The sequence below is a fragment of the Sediminibacterium sp. FW305-C-61 genome (genome assembly GCF_058231065.1).
In genome coordinates this window covers 231,733-249,487 of sequence record NZ_JBIQXR010000005.1, presented here as the reverse complement: position 1 = coordinate 249,487, position 17,755 = coordinate 231,733, and the positions used below count along the sequence as shown (strand labels likewise).

The window sequence follows — 17,755 nt, the reverse complement described above, 5'->3', positions numbered from 1 at the left end:
GTCGGAAAGACCGAAAGTTCGGACCGATTTGCCACTGAATACACAGAAGGACACTGAAAGACGGTGCTATTTTTTTCTGGTTGTTGATTCCCTGATAAATACATCAGGCTGAAGCATTTTGGTTTCGAAATCTTTCACCGGCCGTTTACTCTCTATCAGGTTTAACAAAAGTTCAGTAGCAACCTGTCCCATCTCAAATGCCGGCTGACGTACTACGGATAATGAAGGAGATAATAATTCGGTAAGGTCAATATTTGAAAAGCCGATGATAGCGATATCTTCTGGCACACGAATTTTTTTTGCTTTGAAATAACGCAGGCAGTTTGTGGTTAATTTATCAGCAGCAGCAAAAATGGCATCTGGTTTTTTCTTTTGACTGAATAAGCTGTCTAATGCCTGCTCTACTTCTTCATATACCAATCCCCCATGCAGGCAGTACTTTACCAAAGAGGGGTTTGGTTTTATTTTATGCTCTTCTAACGCAGCCTGGTATCCGCCTATCCGATCGCGGGTAATAGAGAGGTATTCTGCATTGGCGAGCGCAGCAATATTTTTGAAACCACTCTTTATCAGGTGAGCAGTGGCATCATAACCTCCCTTTTTATTATCAACCGTAACTTTATGGGTTTCGATTTCATCTAGTACACGATCAAAGAAAACGATGGGATAACCACGGTCATGTAAATGTTTCAGGTGACTGAGGTCCTGCGTTTCGGATGCTGGTGAAATAAGCAATCCATCGATAGATCTTGAAGCAAGGTATTGTACGTTAATCAATTCCCTTTCATACGACTCATGACTTTGGGTAATGATTACATTATAACCCTTATCATAGGCAATAGATTCTATACCATTGATGATCTGAGAGAAAAAGCTATTGGCAATTTCCGCCACCACAATGCCAATGGAGCGGGTTCTTTTTTCTTTTAAACTAAGTGCAATTGGGTTTGGGCGGTAGTTGATCTTCTCCGCATATTCCAGCACCATTTTTTTAGTCTCGGGACTAATCTCATAGCTGTCGCGTAATGCCCTTGAAACAGTGGAAGTAGAAAGCCCAAGTTCTTTGGCAATATCTTTTATCGTTACAGCTTCGTATTTCATGATTTTATTCTTGGAAGGAACTAAATGTACGTTTTTTCCTAATGACCATTTTTCTGGTGATAGAGGGGGCAAAAAATGAATGTAAATATTTCCTTCAAAATGATGAAAACCGATGCGCTCTGGCATACGGGATAAATAGCAGAAAAACCGCTGTAACTGCCTGATTTTGAAAAGAAATAGCTATTTGTTAAAATCAGCAAAAATGATCTTCGTTACCGGGAACGATTGCGTAAAAAAACTGACCAGATATGTTCCATGCAAGTGAATATCTGAGTAGACTTGTTGCCTGATTGCGAGGCCAAAATGGCCTTTGTTAAATAAGCGCTTGCCATGAGATTCACCCACAGTAAATATGTGCCATTCAGCAACACAAAATGGTTTGCTGTTAAATGGATTGGATGTTGCAGTAAAGTGAATGTTCAAATGCTTGTTTTGTTTATTGGTATATTGGCGAGAGCCAGGCAATTCAGCTATACAGGTTTTCCTGTATAGCTTTTTTACATGGAATCAATTGTAGTGCAGAAAATCAATGGTATGAAATCACTATTTTATGTAGCCTTATTGCTAACCATGCTTGGTTTTGGTTTACCTGATAAAAAAGTTCGCTTTTTTATGATTGGTGATTCAACCATGGCCAATAAACCCCTTGCAAATAATCCGGAGCGTGGATGGGGACAATTATTCCCAGCACTACTTACCAATGAAGTAGAAGTACATAGCCATGCAGTAAACGGCAGAAGTACCAAAAGTTTTATCAAAGAAGGCAGATGGGATTCAGTAATGAAACAACTGCGTGAAGGCGATTATGTATTCATACAATTTGGTCACAACGATTCAAAAATTACCGATAGCAACCGTTATGCTGCCCCACAAACAACTTATCGGACCAGTCTTATTCGATTTGTGAATGAAGCAAGATCAAAAGGTGCAAATCCTATACTCGTAACACCAGTTATGCGCCGCAAATTCGATACGAAGGGAACATTTGTTGATCAACATGGTGAATACCCTGGAGTAGTAAGAGAGATAGCACAGCAAATGAATGTTCCCTTAATTGATCTTCATGCCAGCAGCCAAAAATTAATTGAACAACATGGGGTAGAAGGTTCCAAGAAAATGTTTTTGTGGATCGACCCCAAACATTTCGGCACAATGTTCGAAGGAAAAAAAGACGATACCCATTTTTCTGAATATGGTGCGATATCAGTGGCTTCGCTGGTTTGTGCAGAAATGAAAGCAAAAAATATTGCCGCTCAATATCTCAAACCTTCTGTTCATCCGGAGAAATATGAGTATGAGTTGCCCAAGATTTATGCGCCTCATTTTAAAAAAGACAGCTTTTCTATTGTTACCTATGGTGCAAAGAATGATGGTATATCATTAAATACTGTTGCCATCAACAAAGCGATCGATGCCTGTGCGGCAAATGGCGGTGGCACGGTGGTTATACCATCGGGGCTCTGGCTTACCGGTCCTATTACCATGAAGAGTAACGTAGAATTGTATTCTGAAAAGAATGCGCTGATATTGTTTACGTCTGACAGGAAAGCATATCCTTTGGTGAAATCTTCTTTTGAAGGTGTGTATGCGGCACGTTGCCAGTCGCCGATCACAGCAGAAAACCTTGAAAATATTGCCATTACGGGCTATGGTATTTTTCATGGATCAGGAGATGTATGGCGTCCGCTGAAGAGAAATAAACTCACTGATTCTGAATGGAAAAAACATATTGCGCGAGGTGGTGTTGTAACGGAGGATAAATCAACCTGGTATTCATCGGAAGGAGCATTAAAAGGATCATTGACAAATAATATCGGAAAACTGTTGCCGGGCATGGAACTGAAAGACTTTGAAGAGATCAGGGATTTTCTTCGTCCAAATATGTTGCGCATACTCGATTGTAAGAACGTAATACTGGAAGGTGTAACATTCGAAAACTCTCCCGCCTGGACCATGCACCTGATTACCAGTCAGCATATCACCATTAAAAATGTAACCGTAAAAAATCCATGGTATGGTCAGAATACCGATGCACTTGATCTGGAAGCCTGTGCTAATGTATTGGTAGATGGCTGCAAGTTCGACACAGGTGATGATGGTATTTGTATTAAATCAGGAAGAGATGAAGAGGGCAGGAAAAGAGGCATACCTACGGAAAATGTAATTGCAAAGAATACAACTGTTTATCATGCCCATGGTGGTTTTGTGATTGGGAGTGAAATGAGTGGTGGCGCAAGAAACCTGTTTGTGTCTGATTGTAATTTTATCGGTACAGATATCGGCTTACGATTTAAAACAGTTCGTGGGCGTGGTGGTGTGGTGGAAAATATTTATGCGGCAAATATCAATATGAAAGATATTCCTGGTGAAGCTATTTCCTTCGATATGTATTATGCTGCCAAAGACCCGGTTCCATTAGCGGGTGAAGAAAGAGCTTTACCGAAGGTTGAAATACTTCCGGTAACAGAAGCAACACCTGTGTTCCGAAATTTCTTCATCAACAATATAGTCTGTAATGGTGCTGCAAAAGCCGTATTTGTACGGGGTATTCCGGAAATGCGGGTGAGTAATCTCGTATTCAATAATATGGTGATGAAAACAGATAAAGGGGTAGAATGTATTGAAGCGCAGGGTGTAAGTTTTAATAATGTTTACCTGCAACCTTCCGATACTAATCCGATTGTAAGTATTCAAAACAGTGCTGATATCAGTTTCAGTAAACTCCGTTTCGATGCCCTTCCTAAAATGATCATGACTGTTGATGGTGACCGTAGCGGTAAAATAAAAATAACCGGAAGCGACCTTGGAACATTTAAAAACAAAATCATCTTCAGGTATGGCGCATCACCTGCTTTACTTGAAGTGAAATAATCCCATGAAAAGAATCATCTGTACCATAGCGATCCTGATTTTATTTCAGCCTTTTATAACAAGTGCACAAAAACCATGGTCTGAACGTATGGCTTCAACAGTTATGCAGCTTTGGCCTGATAGTATGGCATTAAAAGCTGGTCAACCGGCGAAATGGATTTATGACCAGGGACTGATACTAAAAGGAATGGAAAAAGTTTGGATGCGCACAGGTAACGGTGCTTACTTCAACTACATCAAAAAGAGTATGGACTTCTTTGTAAACAAAGATGGACAAATAAGAACCTATAAGCCGGCAGATTATAATATCGATAATATTACACCGGGCAGAAATCTGCTTATGTTATACGATGTACTGGAAGATGAAAAATACAGGAAAGCAGCTGTAACGCTTCGTGAGCAACTAAAGCATCATCCCCGTACGAAAGAAGGCGGCTTCTGGCACAAAAAAATATATCCCTGGCAAATGTGGCTCGATGGATTGTATATGGGAGAACCATTTTATGCGGAATATGCAACCCGTTTTAATGAGCTGGAAGCATTTGATGATATCGCCAACCAGTTTATCTGGATGGAGCAACATGCAAGAGATGCCAAGACAGGATTATTATATCATGCATGGGATGAAAGTAAAGAGCAGGCATGGGCCAATAAGGCAACCGGGCAATCGCCCCATTTCTGGGGAAGGGCCATGGGATGGTATGGTATGGCGATAACCGATGTGCTTGAGGTTTTTCCAGCGAACCATCCTAAAAGAAAAGCACTGGTTGAAATTCTAAAAAGATATATCACCGCAATAAAAAAAGTACAGGATACCAAATCGGGAGTGTGGTGGCAAATTTTAGACAAAGCAAACCAACCAGGTAATTACCTTGAAGCATCCGCCTCCTCTATGTTTGTGTATACCATGGCTAAGGCAATCAGACTGGGTATATCACCAGCTACTGAAATATCCACGGTTAAAAAAGCATATGCGGGTTTACTGAAAACTTTTATAACCGAAGAAAATGGCACAGCACACCTCAATCGTGTATGCCAGGTTGCAGGGTTGGGTGGTAATCCATATCGCGATGGCAGTTTCAAGTATTATATAAGTGAGCCAATCGTAACAGATGATCCAAAAGGTTTGGGTGCATTTATACTGGCAGCAACTGAAATGGAAACATTAACCGAACCAAAACCCGGAACAGGAAAAACAGTTGTCTTAGATCGTTACTTTAATAACGAAACAAGACAGAACAAATTGGGTAATACCGTACCCTTTCATTATACCTGGGAAGACAGGATGAATAGCGGCTTTGCTTTATGGGGTAACCTCTTCAGAAATCAGGGTGCCATTACAACCGATCTGTTTACTGAACCAACTGCAACTGCTTTGAAAAATGCATCGGTTTATATCATTGTAGATCCGGATACAGAAAAAGAAACCGCTAAACCAGCCTTTATTCTTCCTCAACATATAAAAGCCATTTGCGACTGGGTAAAAGCGGGTGGTGTTTTGGTATTGATGGCAAATGATGCTGCGAATGTGGAGTTGGATCATTTTAATGAACTGGCAGCAAGCTTTGGAATTCAATTTAACAAAGACAACCTCAACGCTGTAAAGAACAATGAATTTGAAACAGGAGTGGTGAAAGCAGAAAAAGGTAATGAGGTATTTAAAACCGCAGAACGATTTTTTATTAAAGAATTGGCGTCATTGAATATTAAGGCACCTGCAAAATCATTGGTAATCGACAAGGGAAATACCATTATGGCCATCAGTACTTATGGTAATGGGAAAGTATTTGCCATCGGAGATCCATGGTTATACAATGAATACATTGATGGAAGAAAGCTTACGCCCGACTTTGATAATTATCAGGCAGCAAAAGAACTGGCAACATGGTTAGTAAAATCGGCGAAAGCTAAAAAATAAACATGCGGGGTAAAACTAAAATAATACAACTGTTTTGGCTATCGTGGCTGCTATGCTTGTCTGTTTCTCTACAGGCACAAGAGGTGGTATTGGTGGTAGATGCAAATGGCGGAGGTGATTTTAATAATATTCAGGATGCCGTAAATAGTTTACCAGATACAGCGAAAGAGCAAAGGGTGATTTATATTAAGAATGGAACCTATTCCGAGAAAGTTTTTATCACCAAACATAAAATAACACTTGCCGGAGAGGACAAAACAAAAACCATACTGAAGATATCTTTATCGAGAGATGTATGGCGCTGTGAAAGTGCAGACGATTGGGGAGTAGCGGCTTTGAATTTAAGAGGGAATGATATCGTACTTGAAAACCTGAGTATCATAAACAGTTATGGATTCGATCAGGTAAACGATACTTACGTAGAATGTAAAACCGATACAGGTACCATCACCAAACAAATACGCAGATCGAGCCATCAGATGGCTTTACGCAGTTTTAATACAACCAGACTAATTGTTCGCAACTGTATTTTACGTGCTTACGGAGGCGATACGGTTAGTCCATGGAACGTCGAAGAAGGTATGTATTATTTCAAAGATTGTTTGATGGAAGGTGGGGTTGATTTTTATTGTCCAAGAGGAAGGGCATGGGCAGAGAACTGCGAGTTTGTAGCACATGGTAATGTGGCAGCCATCTGGCATGATGGTTCAAAATATGAAGACTCGAAAACAGTATTGATAAACTGTACATTCAGGGGCGAAGATGGTTTTAAGCTAGGCAGGTACCACAGAGATGCCCAGTTCTATTTACTCAACTGCAGTTTTCCAGAGAACATGGCCGATGCACCAGTTTACCTTAATCCAAGTAACCCACAGAACATCATTCAGTGGGGGCACCGTGTTTACTTTTATAACTCACACAGAAAAGGGGGCGATTACAACTGGCATAAAGACAACCTTAATGAAGCCAAAGGTGCACCTAAACCTGAAATGATAACACCTGCCTGGACCTTTGCAGGTAAATGGAACCCACTTACGGTATTGCCTTTTCAGTACAATGGAAAAACAACGAAGAATAAAGGATCAAAGCAACAGTCATCAACCAATAAAGGAACATACCAATTGGAGTCGTTGTTGTTGCAGGCGGAAAATATGTTGGTATACCAGCGGGCAGTAGGTGGGTGGCCCAAGGCGGCGGAGAATGTGAAAGTGGATTATACAAAACGATTGTCGGAAGCAGAGAAGAAACGCATCATTGCAGACTCTTTACACAAAGACGCAACCATCGACAACAGTGCAACTACTAAAGAAATCAGATTCCTGGTAAATGCATATAAAGAAACCGGTAATACCCGTTATCTGCTGGCAGCAGAGAAGGGAATACGCTATTGCCTGAAGGCGCAATACCAAAATGGAGGATGGCCACAATATTATCCGGATTCAAGTTTATACCGCGGGCAGATTACCTATAACGATAATGCAATGGTCAATGTATTGAATGTGTTGCAGGATATCGTTGAACAAAAAAACAATTTTAACCTGGTAAGCCAGGATTTTGTTCCGCTTGCAAAACAAGCAGTAGAAAAAGGAGTTGAATGTATTCTCAAAACCCAGATACTGGAAAACGGAAAACCAACTGCCTGGTGCGCGCAATATAACCAACACAGTTTGCAGCCAGAGATGGCTCGAAAATTCGAGTTAGTTTCTTTGAGTGGAATGGAGTCTGCTGGTATACTTTCTTTTTTAATCAGGTTGCCGAACCCGACAGATGCAATCGTTAAAGCAGTGAAAGCGGCTGTTGAGTGGTTTGAGTTGGTGAAGATTGAAGGATATGTTTACCAGGATATTGAAGACCCATCTATGCCCAACGGAAAAGACAGGGTAATTACTCCTGCTCCCAATGCAGTATTATGGGCACGCTTTTATGAGATACCAAACAACAAACCATTTTTTACCGGAAGAGATAGTGTAAGAAAGTATAAGGTTTCAGAAATAGAACACGAAAGAAGAACAGGATATGCCTGGTATGGTACCTGGCCGGAAAAAATACTAAAGAAAGAGTATCCGGCCTGGAAAATAAAAAATCACCTTAATTAAAGTTATAGAGCGAATGCAACTCAGTGCAAACAATTTGATGAATCTACAATCGAGACAGGTTGAATGTCCTGATAAGTCATTGTTACAATTGCCCGAACGGGTACTTCAGTTTGGAACGGGCGTATTGCTTAGGGGCTTACCAGATTATTTTATCGACAAGGCAAACAAGCAGGGAATTTTTAATGGAAGAATTGTCGTGGTAAAATCTACAGACAGAGGAGGCACAGATGCATTCGATGCACAGGATGGATTGTATACGCTATTAGAGCGGGGATACGAAGCAGGCGTTAAAACAGAAAAGCTCATCGTTAATGCATCTATCAGTCGGGTATTATCTGCGAATAGTCAATGGGAAGAAATACTTACCTGTGCAGCTAATCCTGAAATGCAACTGATTATTTCCAATACTACTGAAGTAGGCATAACGTTGGTTACCAGCGATGCTAAAGCAGCGATACCTGCTTCTTTCCCAGGCAAATTGCTCGCTTTTCTTTTAAAACGATATGAATATTTCAAAGGGGCAACAGAGGCAGGAATGGTCATTGTTCCAACAGAACTTATTACAGATAATGGCGCAAAACTAAAAGCCATTGTTACGGAGTTGGCCAGACTGAAAGGGTTATCAGACGAATTTATCTATTGGTTGCATGCAGCAAATGATTTTTGCAGTTCACTTGTCGACAGGATCGTTCCCGGAAAGCCCGCGGAAAAAGATCACGCAATTGCAGAACAGCAATTAGGTTGCATGGATGAATTGATGATCATGTCTGAAACCTATCGCTTATGGGCCATTGAAACGGATCAGGAAAGAACAAGGCAAATACTTTCATTCGCTATGGCTGATGAAGGTGTTATACTTGCAAAAGATATTAACCGGTTTAGGGAACTCAAATTGCGTTTACTGAATGGCACCCATACTTTTACTTGTGGCTTTGCCTGTCTTGCAGGATTCCGCTTGGTAAAAGATGCTATGCAAGATCAAAGTTTTGTAAGCTTCATCACGACCATCATGATGGAAGAAATAGCACCACTTATTGCAAAAAATGATATCAGTAAAACAGATGCTGAAGCATTTGCAAAACAGGTAATTGACCGCTTCCGTAATCCTTTTATAGACCACCAGTGGCATCATATAGCCGTACAATATACTTCAAAAATGGCCCTGCGAAATGTGCCACTGATTGAAGCAAGATATAAACAAGGAGATACAACAAATTCAACAATGGCACTTGGCTTTGCAGCATACCTGCAATTCATGAAACCTAAGCTTGCTGCAGATGGTAAATCATTTGTAAATGAACATGGGTTGGTATTGAACGATGATAAGATGAGCGTTATTTATGCCTATTGGTCAGAACAATTAACTGATGCTGAAACCATTCGTTTAATTTTAGCCGATACCTCCATTTGGGGAACTGATCTAACACAGTATAAAGATTTTGTATCAGCAGTTACCGAACATTATCTTCAATTGGAAACGCAGAGTCCATTGGATATATGGAAATCAGTGAATAGTCAAAAATCCGTTGCATGAGTGAAGTGAGAAAAATAATTAAAGTACATCCGGCAGATAATGTATTGGTAGCCTTACAGGATCTGGCTGTTGGTGAAGCAGTGGTTTGGGATGGACAATCTTACATATTAGCGGAACCTATTCCGGCAAAACATAAGTTTACCACAGAACAGATTGAAGCTGGCGCTGCCATTACCATGTATGGTGTATTAGTAGGAAAAGCAAAAATAGACTTGCCAGTTGGTGTGCGTATCAGTACCGAAAATATTACCCACGCATCAGGTACTTATAGCCTTCATGAAAGAAGAACTGCCTGGCATATCCCAGATATCAGCAGTTGGCAGCAAAAAACTTTCGATGGATACCATCGGGCTGACGGCTCTGTTGGTACAGCAAATTACTGGCTGGTGATACCATTGGTATTCTGCGAAAACAGAAACATAGAAGTAATTCGCGAAGCCCTGCTGGAAGAACTTGGTTATGCACGGGTAAAAAAATACCACCAGTTCACCAAACACCTGACTCGTTTATACCAGTCAGGAGCAGCCGCAGATGCGATCCTGGAAACAGATTTTGTTGAAGCGGAAACACCCAATACTAACAACCCTTTGTTTCCTAATGTAGATGGCATTAAATTTTTAACACACGACGGTGGTTGTGGTGGAATAAGACAGGATGCACAAACCCTGTGCGGATTATTGGCAGGATATATTACCCATCCGAATGTAGCTGGCGCGACCATATTGAGCCTTGGTTGCCAGAATGCCCAGGTAGCAATGCTGCAGGAAGAAATCAACAAGCGCGATAAAAATTTTCAGAAACCATTATATATTCTGGAGCAGCAAAAGCTGGGAACAGAAACCAAACTGGTATCAACTGCAATTAAGCAAACATTTGCCGGATTGGTGGAAGCAAATAAAAACAGCAGAAAGCCCACGCCACTTAGCAAACTTTGTATAGGTTTGGAATGTGGAGGATCAGACGGGTTTTCAGGAATATCTGCCAATCCTGCTATCGGATACACATCAGATCTTTTGGTAGCATTGGGCGGCAGTGTTATTTTGTCTGAATTTCCTGAATTATGTGGTGTAGAACAGGAACTCAGTGATCGTTGTGTCGATGAAAACAAAGCCGGAAGATTTATGCAGCTTATGCAGCATTATAATCAAAAAGCAGAAGAAGCGGGCAGTGGATTTTATATGAACCCATCTCCCGGTAATATAAAAGATGGACTGATTACCGACGCCATAAAATCTGCAGGAGCTGCGAAAAAAGGTGGCACATCTCCCGTAGTAGATGTGTTAGACTATCCGGAAAAAGTGACCCAATCCGGATTAAACCTGCTCTGTACACCAGGCAATGATGTTGAGTCTACCACTGCAGAAGTTGGTTCAGGAGCTACTGTGGTTTTATTTACCACCGGATTAGGAACACCGACAGGTAACCCGATTGCGCCAGTTGTTAAGTTATCCAGCAATACAGCTTTGTATGAGCGGATGGAAGATATCATTGATATCAACACGGGATCTATTATTGAAGGAAAAGAAACAATAGAAGAAGCAGGAGAAAGGATATTGAATTATGTGATTGAAGTTGCCAGTGGAAGGATTAAAGTTAGTGCCGTACGAAACGGACAAGACGATTTTATACCATGGAAACGAGGTGTTAGCCTCTGATCATCAACAATAAGTAAAACAGCTTATGAAACAGTTTTTAGACGAAAATTTTTTGCTGAATAATAAAACAGCGCAGGAATTGTACCATGGCTATGCCAAAGGAATGCCGATTATCGATTACCATTGTCACCTTTCTCCACAACAGATAGCTGAAGACAAGAAGTTTAAAAGCTTAACCGAAGTATGGTTATATGGCGACCACTATAAATGGCGCGCTATGCGTACGAATGGTGTTGAAGAAAAATACTGTACAGGTGATGCCAGCGACAGGGATAAGTTTAAACAGTGGGCAGGCACGGTTCCTTATACCCTGCGCAATCCGCTATACCATTGGACACATCTTGAACTGCAACGATATTTCGGGGTGAATGAAATATTGAATGAAAAATCTGCCGATGCAATCTTTGATAAGTGCACGGAAATGTTGCAGGCTGATGATTATACGGTTAGAAACCTGTTGCGTAAGATGAATGTTGCACTGGTTTGTACCACCGATGATCCTGTTGATTCACTTGAATACCATGCAAAAATAAAATCGGATGGTTTTGAAGTGCCTATCCTGCCTGCATTTCGTCCTGATCAGGCGATGAATGTAACTGATGCGGTAAAGTTCAATAATTATATCACTCAACTGGAAGCCGTTACTGGTATCTCCGTTTCTTCTTTTGATGATTTCCTCTATGCTTTACAAAACAGGCATGATTTTTTTGCCGCCGCCGGATGCTCCGTATCCGACCACGGACTGGAAGAAATTTATGCTGAAGATTTTACCGGTTCCGAAATCAACAGCATCTTCAATAAAATACATGCCGGAAAACAACTGAATGAATCTGAGCAACGCAAATTCAAATCAGCTATGCTGGTACATTTTGCTGAGTGGGACTGGGAGAAAGGATGGGTTCAGCAGTTTCACCTGGGTGCTTTGCGCAACAACAATTCCCGCATGTTGCATCAGCTTGGTCCAGATACAGGATGGGATTCAATAGGTGATTTCGCGCAAGGAAGACCCCTCGCTGCATTCCTGAATAAACTGGATAGCGATAATAAACTGACCAAGACCATCATCTATAACCTAAACCCTGCAGACAATGAACTGATGGCAACCATGATCGGTAATTTTAATGATGGTTCTGCTGCCGGTAAAATACAGTTTGGTGCAGCATGGTGGTTCCTCGATCAGAAAGATGGTATGATCAAGCAAATGAATGCCTTGTCTAATATGGGATTACTGAGTCGCTTTGTCGGCATGCTCACAGACTCACGTAGCTTTCTGTCGTTCCCTCGTCATGAATATTTCCGCAGACTGCTCTGTAATTTATTTGGAGAAGAAATTGAAAAAGGAGAATTACCGGCTGATATGGAATGGATGGGGAAGATTATTAAAGATATCTGTTACCGTAACGCACAACAATATTTTGGCTGGCAGGGTATAACCCCCCAAGCCCTCTAAGCACAAACCTTCAGTGCTCTTCTGTGTCTTCAGTGGCAATACTAATTTTTTAATTGCCACTGAAACCACAGAGATACACTGAAATTATTTTTTTTAAAGCAAGCAACAATCGAATGGATTTTCAAACAAAACTCAATCAACTCTTCGTCGAAGAAAAAGACATACCAGCGCAATACCTGTTGCCCGGTGAAATACACCAACGCGAATATTTGTCGGATGGTACCATGAAAACATGGAACGGAAATGTACATGAAGTATATTCTCCTATTTGTATTCAAACACCAGAAGGCTTAAAACGTAAACTGATTGGCACCTACCCTGTGTGTACTGAAAAGGAAGCCAATGAAGCACTTGAAGCCGCTGTTCGTGCCTATGATAATGGCCGTGGTCAATGGCCCACAATGAGTGTGGCCCAAAGAATTGCCTGCGTGGAGCAGTTTATTGAAAAAATGCTCGAGCAAAAAGATATCGTGGTTAAACTGATCATGTGGGAAATTGGTAAATCATGGGGCGATTCTGTAAAAGAATTTGACCGCACGGTGGAATACATTTATGCAACCATTGATGCATTAAAAGAACTCGACCGCGATTCTTCACGTTTTACGATAGAGCAGGGAATTGCTGCACAGATCAGACGTTCACCATTAGGGGTGGTATTATGTATGGGTCCATTCAATTATCCGTTGAATGAAACCTTCACTACCCTCATTCCTGCTATAATCATGGGGAATACCTTATTGTTTAAACCTCCAAAGCACGGTACCTTATTACACTATCCATTACTTGAAGCATTTAAAAGTTGTTTTCCCAAAGGAGTAGTAAATACCATTTATGGAAGAGGTAATACAATTGTACCTGGTTTGATGCAATCAGGAAAAATCAATGTGCTTACTTTAATCGGCTCAAGTAAAGTAGCCAATGAATTAAAAAAACTTCACCCCAAAGTAAACCGTCTAAGGGCAATACTGGGTCTCGATGCAAAAAACGCAGCCGTGATTACCAAGCATGCTGACCTTGAATTGGCAGTGCAGGAAACGGTGTTAGGTAGCCTTAGCTTCAACGGTCAGCGTTGCACAGCTTTGAAAATTGTTTTTGTACATGAAAGTCTTGCAGCGCAGTTCACCAGCATGCTCAGCGAAGCGGTAGGTAAACTAAAGTTTGGTATGCCCTGGGAAAGTGGTGTAATGTTAACACCATTGCCAGAGCCACATAAACCTGCTTATCTCCAGTCTTGTATCGACGATGCGATTCAGCATGGCGCGGCCATCATGAATGAAAATGGCGGTAAACAGTATGAGTCTTTTGTTTATCCGGCTGTATTATATCCTGTAAATGAAAAAATGAAATTATACAGGGAAGAACAGTTTGGTCCGTTGATACCAGTTATTCCTTTTAAAGATATTGATGAACCCATTCAATACCTGATCGATTCAACACATGGTCAGCAGGTAAGTTTATTTAGTAATGACACAACAGAACTTGCATCATTGATTGATCCACTGGTGAACCAGGTGAGTAGGGTAAATATTAATTGTCAGTGCCAGCGTGGACCAGACGTGTTTCCTTTTACCGGAAGAAAAGATAGTGCAGAGGGCACATTGTCTGTAGTAGATGCATTAAGGGCATTTTCAATTCGATCACTGGTAGCTGCTAAACTAACGGATGCAAACAGGCACCTGATAAATGAGATAGTGCATACACACGAATCTAATTTTTTAAGTACAAAATATATATTCTGATATGCAGGCATTTGATTTAACAGGTAAAATCGCATTGGTTACAGGGTGCAATAAAGGAATAGGTAAAGGCATGGCACTTGGACTAGCGGAAGCAGGTGCTGATATTATTGGTGTATCAGGATCATTGGAATTAAGTGGTAGTGCGATTGAACTGGAAGTGAAAGCATTGGGACGTCAATTTTTTGCTTATCAGGCCGATCTTTCAGACAGGGGTAGTATTTATGCTTTTCTTAAAAAGGCAAAACAGGAACATCCAGTAATCGACATACTCATCAACAATGCTGGCACCATCATGCGCAAGCCTGCTGCTGAGCATCCGGATGAATACTGGGATAAAGTGATGTCTATTAACCTCGACGCTCCTTTTATCCTTGCCCGTGAAATAGGCAGCAGTATGTTGCAAAGAGGGTCTGGTAAAATTATCTTTACCTGTTCGCTGCTGAGTTTTCAGGGAGGAATTAATGTGCCGGGTTATGCCGCAAGCAAAGGAGCATTAAGCAGCCTGATTAAAGCACTGGCAAATGAATGGGCTGGTAAAGGCATACAGGTAAATGGTATTGCACCCGGATATATTGCAACAGATAATACAATGGCCTTAAGAGAAGATGCGGAAAGAAATGCTGCGATTCTTTCCCGTATTCCTGCAGGAAGATGGGGACAACCGGAAGATTTCAAAGGCCCCGTTGTATTTCTGGCATCAAAAGCATCAGACTATGTAAACGGAACAATCATAACAGTAGATGGGGGATGGATGGGACGGTAGTAGATGGTAGATGGCAGATCGCAGATATCAGATTTTGATGGCTGATGTCTGATGTCTGATGTCGGATTTGAGATGTATTTTATTCACTACTCACTATTCACAATTCACAATTGACAATTCACATAATATGGAGATACGATTTCAAAACAGTCCGAATGAGGTGAAGGGTATGGATACTGCTTCGCTGAGGGAAAACTTTCATGTAGGGGAGTTGATGAAGGATGATCAACTTAAGTTGGTTTATTCGCATTACGACCGCGTGATTATTGGAGGTGTAAAGCCTGTACACAAGACGGTGGTGCTTCATAATGAAGCAGAACTGCGTGCGGAATATTTTTTGGAGAGAAGAGAGCTGGGAATCATTAATACTGGTGAAGCTGGGGTAGTAGTGGCAGATGGAGTTAAGTATGAATTGAATAAACTGGATGCACTTTATCTGGGTAAGGGCACAAAAGAAGTAAGTTTCACAAGTGCAGATGGTAATTCACCCGCCATATTCTTTTTATTGTCGGCACCGGCACACCATACATACCCAAACAGGGGTATGACAAAAGACGAGGCTTCTCCGGTGAACCTGGGAGATATTGCTACATCCAATGAACGCACCATTTATAAATACATTCACCAGGATGGTATACAGAGTTGTCAACTTGTGATGGGACTTACCGTGCTGAATCATGGTAGTGTTTGGAACTCGGTGCCACCACATACACATACCAGAAGAATGGAAGTGTATTTCTATTTTGATGTGCCGGAGCAACACAGGGTATTTCATTTTATGGGACAGCCAACAGAAACCAGACATATCCTGATGGCCAACCACGAAGCAGTGATTTCGCCGCCCTGGTCGATGCATTTCGGGGCTGGTTCATCCAATTATGGATTTATTTGGGGAATGGCAGGTGAGAATTATACATTTACGGATATGGATCCTGTAGCAATAGCAGAAATCAGGTAAGCAAACTTCTATGAAGAAAGTACTCTGTTTTGGTGAAATATTACTGCGTTTATCGCCCGCTGCAAACGGACAGTGGCTGGAACAAAACCAGCTTCCTGTTTTTATGGGCGGAGCCGAATTGAATGCAGCTACTGCATTGGCCGTTTGGGGGCATCCGGTGAAATATTTTACGGCAATGCCCGATAATGCTTTATCGAAAGATATTGCTGGTTACCTGGGTAAGAAAAAGATCGATACCTCTTCTGTTCATTATTCGGGAAATAGAATCGGACTTTATTTTCTGCAACAGGGAACAGACATGAAAAATGCAGGTACGGTTTTCGATCGTGCAGGTTCTTCATTTGCTACGTTGTCTACCGGAGTGGTTGATTGGGATGAAGTACTCTCAGATGTACAATGGTTTCATTTTAGTGCTATTGCCCCGGCAGTAAGCGCATCTGCTGCAGAACTTTGTCTGGAAGTGCTGAAAGCTGCCAGCGCCAAAGGCATTACCATTTCTGTTGATCTGAATTACAGGGCTTTGCTGTGGAAATATGGTAAACAGCCGGCTGAAGTAATGAAAACATTATTGCCTTATTGTAACCTGGTAATGGGCAATATTTGGGCTGCTAATACTTTATTGGGGATTGAATTGGACCAAAGCCTTATTGATGCCGAAGATTATCAAGCTCATGCGGCAAAAACGGCTGGCGCAATCATGCAGCAATATCCAGCCTGTAAAAAAGTAGCCAACACTTTTCGCTTCGATGAAGGAGTTGGTATCAGGTATTTCGCTATCTTGAACGACGCCCTGACACAAGTTCGCTCAAAAACTTTCCGCACAGCTACTGTAATAGATAAAGTAGGTAGTGGAGATTGTTTTATGGCGGGCTTAATTCACGCTGCATTAAGTAATTATTCAGCAGTAGAAACGATAAACTATGCCGCAGCAGCGGCTTTTGGAAAATTGCAGGAAAAGGGTGATACAACTTCCAATTCTGTAAGTCATATTCAAAACATTATTGCAAGCAATGAGTAATCAACAAATCATACAATCAATTACTACGCAGGGAATGTTGCCCTTGTATTACCATCCAGATAGTGAAGTGTCGCTACAGGTGGCAAAAGCACTTTATGATGCAGGGGTTAGGGTGATAGAATATACCAATAGAGGAGAGCATGCGCTAGACAATTTTAAATACCTGCTTGCACAAAGGGCAAGCGTAATGCCAGATATGTTATTGGGTATCGGTACCATCAAAACCATACAGGATGCCCAAAGTTTTATAGATGCAGGGGCCGATTTTATTATTTGTCCGGGTATGATTCCTGCTGTTGCTGAATATGTACATAAGGCAGGTAAAATATGGGTACCGGGTTGTATGACATCTACTGAAATAATGATGGCAGAACAGCTTGGCGCAAAGTTCATCAAATTATTCCCGGGCAATTTGCTGGGTCCGGGTTTTGTGTCGGCTATTAAAGAATTGTTTCCTGGTATTGCCTTTATGCCAACCGGAGGCGTTGAGCTCGATGAGAATAATATTCAGGCATGGTTTAGTGCAGGGGTAAAAGCAGTGGGCATGGGCAGTAAGCTTATTACCAAACAACTGCTTGAAGAAAAAGATTACGCCACAATCAACGATCAAACGAAAAAAGTACTCGATATCATTCAACGCATTAAACGATAA

The 17,755-nt window shown here is 41.3% G+C and carries 13 protein-coding genes; 12 read left to right on the top strand and 1 reads right to left on the bottom strand.

Going from position 1 to position 17,755, the window contains the following annotated elements; translation table 11 throughout:
• Positions 1–66 precede the first annotated feature (66 nt).
• A complete protein-coding gene (locus tag ACH30E_RS14185) occupies positions 67–1,101 on the bottom strand; it encodes a LacI family DNA-binding transcriptional regulator (RefSeq protein WP_490825287.1) in 1,035 nt (344 codons plus the stop codon).
• A 330-nt stretch (positions 1,102–1,431) separates the two neighbouring features.
• On the opposite strand from ACH30E_RS14185, the gene ACH30E_RS14180 reads away from it, so the two are divergent.
• From ACH30E_RS14180 to ACH30E_RS14125, 12 genes are all read left to right on the top strand, one after another.
• On the top strand, positions 1,432–1,593 hold the full coding sequence (locus ACH30E_RS14180) for a hypothetical protein (RefSeq protein ID WP_490825288.1): 162 nt from the start codon (positions 1,432–1,434) through the stop codon (positions 1,591–1,593).
• Between the two features lie 9 nt (positions 1,594–1,602).
• Positions 1,603–3,972, top strand: a complete 2,370-nt coding sequence (locus ACH30E_RS14175) for a glycosyl hydrolase family 28 protein (RefSeq protein ID WP_490847350.1) — start codon at positions 1,603–1,605, stop codon at positions 3,970–3,972.
• A 4-nt stretch (positions 3,973–3,976) separates the two neighbouring features.
• Positions 3,977–5,890, top strand: a complete 1,914-nt coding sequence (locus tag ACH30E_RS14170; protein WP_490825290.1) for a glycoside hydrolase family 88 protein — start codon at positions 3,977–3,979, stop codon at positions 5,888–5,890.
• A gap of 2 nt (positions 5,891–5,892) precedes the next feature.
• Entirely contained in the window at positions 5,893–7,986 is a 2,094-nt protein-coding gene (gene pelA / locus ACH30E_RS14165; protein ID WP_490825291.1) for a pectate lyase, read from the top strand.
• Positions 7,987–8,023: 37 nt separating this feature from the next.
• The gene (locus tag ACH30E_RS14160; protein WP_490825292.1) at positions 8,024–9,520 is read left to right on the top strand and encodes a tagaturonate reductase; all 1,497 of its coding nucleotides are present in this window, start codon (positions 8,024–8,026) and stop codon (positions 9,518–9,520) included.
• On the top strand, positions 9,517–11,175 hold the full coding sequence (locus ACH30E_RS14155; protein WP_490825293.1) for a UxaA family hydrolase: 1,659 nt from the start codon (positions 9,517–9,519) through the stop codon (positions 11,173–11,175). Before ACH30E_RS14160 ends, ACH30E_RS14155 begins: the two co-directional genes overlap by 4 nt.
• 25 nt (positions 11,176–11,200) lie before the next feature.
• Positions 11,201–12,625 carry a glucuronate isomerase gene (gene uxaC / locus ACH30E_RS14150; protein ID WP_490825294.1) on the top strand — a complete coding sequence of 475 codons (1,425 nt, stop codon included), beginning with the start codon at positions 11,201–11,203 and terminating at the stop codon, positions 12,623–12,625.
• Positions 12,626–12,738: 113 nt separating this feature from the next.
• On the top strand, positions 12,739–14,364 hold the full coding sequence (locus tag ACH30E_RS14145; RefSeq protein WP_490825295.1) for an NADP-dependent glyceraldehyde-3-phosphate dehydrogenase: 1,626 nt from the start codon (positions 12,739–12,741) through the stop codon (positions 14,362–14,364).
• A 1-nt stretch (position 14,365) separates the two neighbouring features.
• Positions 14,366–15,127: an SDR family NAD(P)-dependent oxidoreductase gene (locus tag ACH30E_RS14140; protein ID WP_490825296.1), complete on the top strand. Its 762-nt coding sequence runs from the start codon at positions 14,366–14,368 to the stop codon at positions 15,125–15,127.
• A 127-nt stretch (positions 15,128–15,254) separates the two neighbouring features.
• A complete protein-coding gene (gene kduI, locus ACH30E_RS14135) occupies positions 15,255–16,085 on the top strand; it encodes a 5-dehydro-4-deoxy-D-glucuronate isomerase (protein ID WP_490825297.1) in 831 nt (276 codons plus the stop codon).
• A gap of 10 nt (positions 16,086–16,095) precedes the next feature.
• Positions 16,096–17,103 (top strand): PfkB family carbohydrate kinase, encoded by a 1,008-nt coding sequence (locus ACH30E_RS14130; protein ID WP_490825298.1) that lies wholly within the window; start codon positions 16,096–16,098, stop codon positions 17,101–17,103.
• Positions 17,096–17,755 carry a bifunctional 4-hydroxy-2-oxoglutarate aldolase/2-dehydro-3-deoxy-phosphogluconate aldolase gene (locus ACH30E_RS14125; protein WP_490825299.1) on the top strand — a complete coding sequence of 220 codons (660 nt, stop codon included), beginning with the start codon at positions 17,096–17,098 and terminating at the stop codon, positions 17,753–17,755. Before ACH30E_RS14130 ends, ACH30E_RS14125 begins: the two co-directional genes overlap by 8 nt.

What these genes read in the sequence shown, in the direction of transcription:
- ACH30E_RS14180 (WP_490825288.1), top strand. Translation starts at nt 1,432, where the DNA reads ATGAGATTCACCCACAGTAAATATGTGCCATTCAGCAACACAAAATGG.
- kduI (WP_490825297.1), top strand. Translation starts at nt 15,255, where the DNA reads ATGGAGATACGATTTCAAAACAGTCCGAATGAGGTGAAGGGTATGGAT.
- ACH30E_RS14145 (WP_490825295.1), top strand. Translation starts at nt 12,739, where the DNA reads ATGGATTTTCAAACAAAACTCAATCAACTCTTCGTCGAAGAAAAAGAC.
- ACH30E_RS14185 (WP_490825287.1), bottom strand. Translation starts at nt 1,101, where the DNA reads ATGAAATACGAAGCTGTAACGATAAAAGATATTGCCAAAGAACTTGGG.
- pelA (WP_490825291.1), top strand. Translation starts at nt 5,893, where the DNA reads ATGCGGGGTAAAACTAAAATAATACAACTGTTTTGGCTATCGTGGCTG.
- uxaC (WP_490825294.1), top strand. Translation starts at nt 11,201, where the DNA reads ATGAAACAGTTTTTAGACGAAAATTTTTTGCTGAATAATAAAACAGCG.
- ACH30E_RS14130 (WP_490825298.1), top strand. Translation starts at nt 16,096, where the DNA reads ATGAAGAAAGTACTCTGTTTTGGTGAAATATTACTGCGTTTATCGCCC.
- ACH30E_RS14125 (WP_490825299.1), top strand. Translation starts at nt 17,096, where the DNA reads ATGAGTAATCAACAAATCATACAATCAATTACTACGCAGGGAATGTTG.
- ACH30E_RS14140 (WP_490825296.1), top strand. Translation starts at nt 14,366, where the DNA reads ATGCAGGCATTTGATTTAACAGGTAAAATCGCATTGGTTACAGGGTGC.
- ACH30E_RS14160 (WP_490825292.1), top strand. Translation starts at nt 8,024, where the DNA reads ATGAATCTACAATCGAGACAGGTTGAATGTCCTGATAAGTCATTGTTA.
- ACH30E_RS14170 (WP_490825290.1), top strand. Translation starts at nt 3,977, where the DNA reads ATGAAAAGAATCATCTGTACCATAGCGATCCTGATTTTATTTCAGCCT.
- ACH30E_RS14175 (WP_490847350.1), top strand. Translation starts at nt 1,603, where the DNA reads ATGGAATCAATTGTAGTGCAGAAAATCAATGGTATGAAATCACTATTT.
- ACH30E_RS14155 (WP_490825293.1), top strand. Translation starts at nt 9,517, where the DNA reads ATGAGTGAAGTGAGAAAAATAATTAAAGTACATCCGGCAGATAATGTA.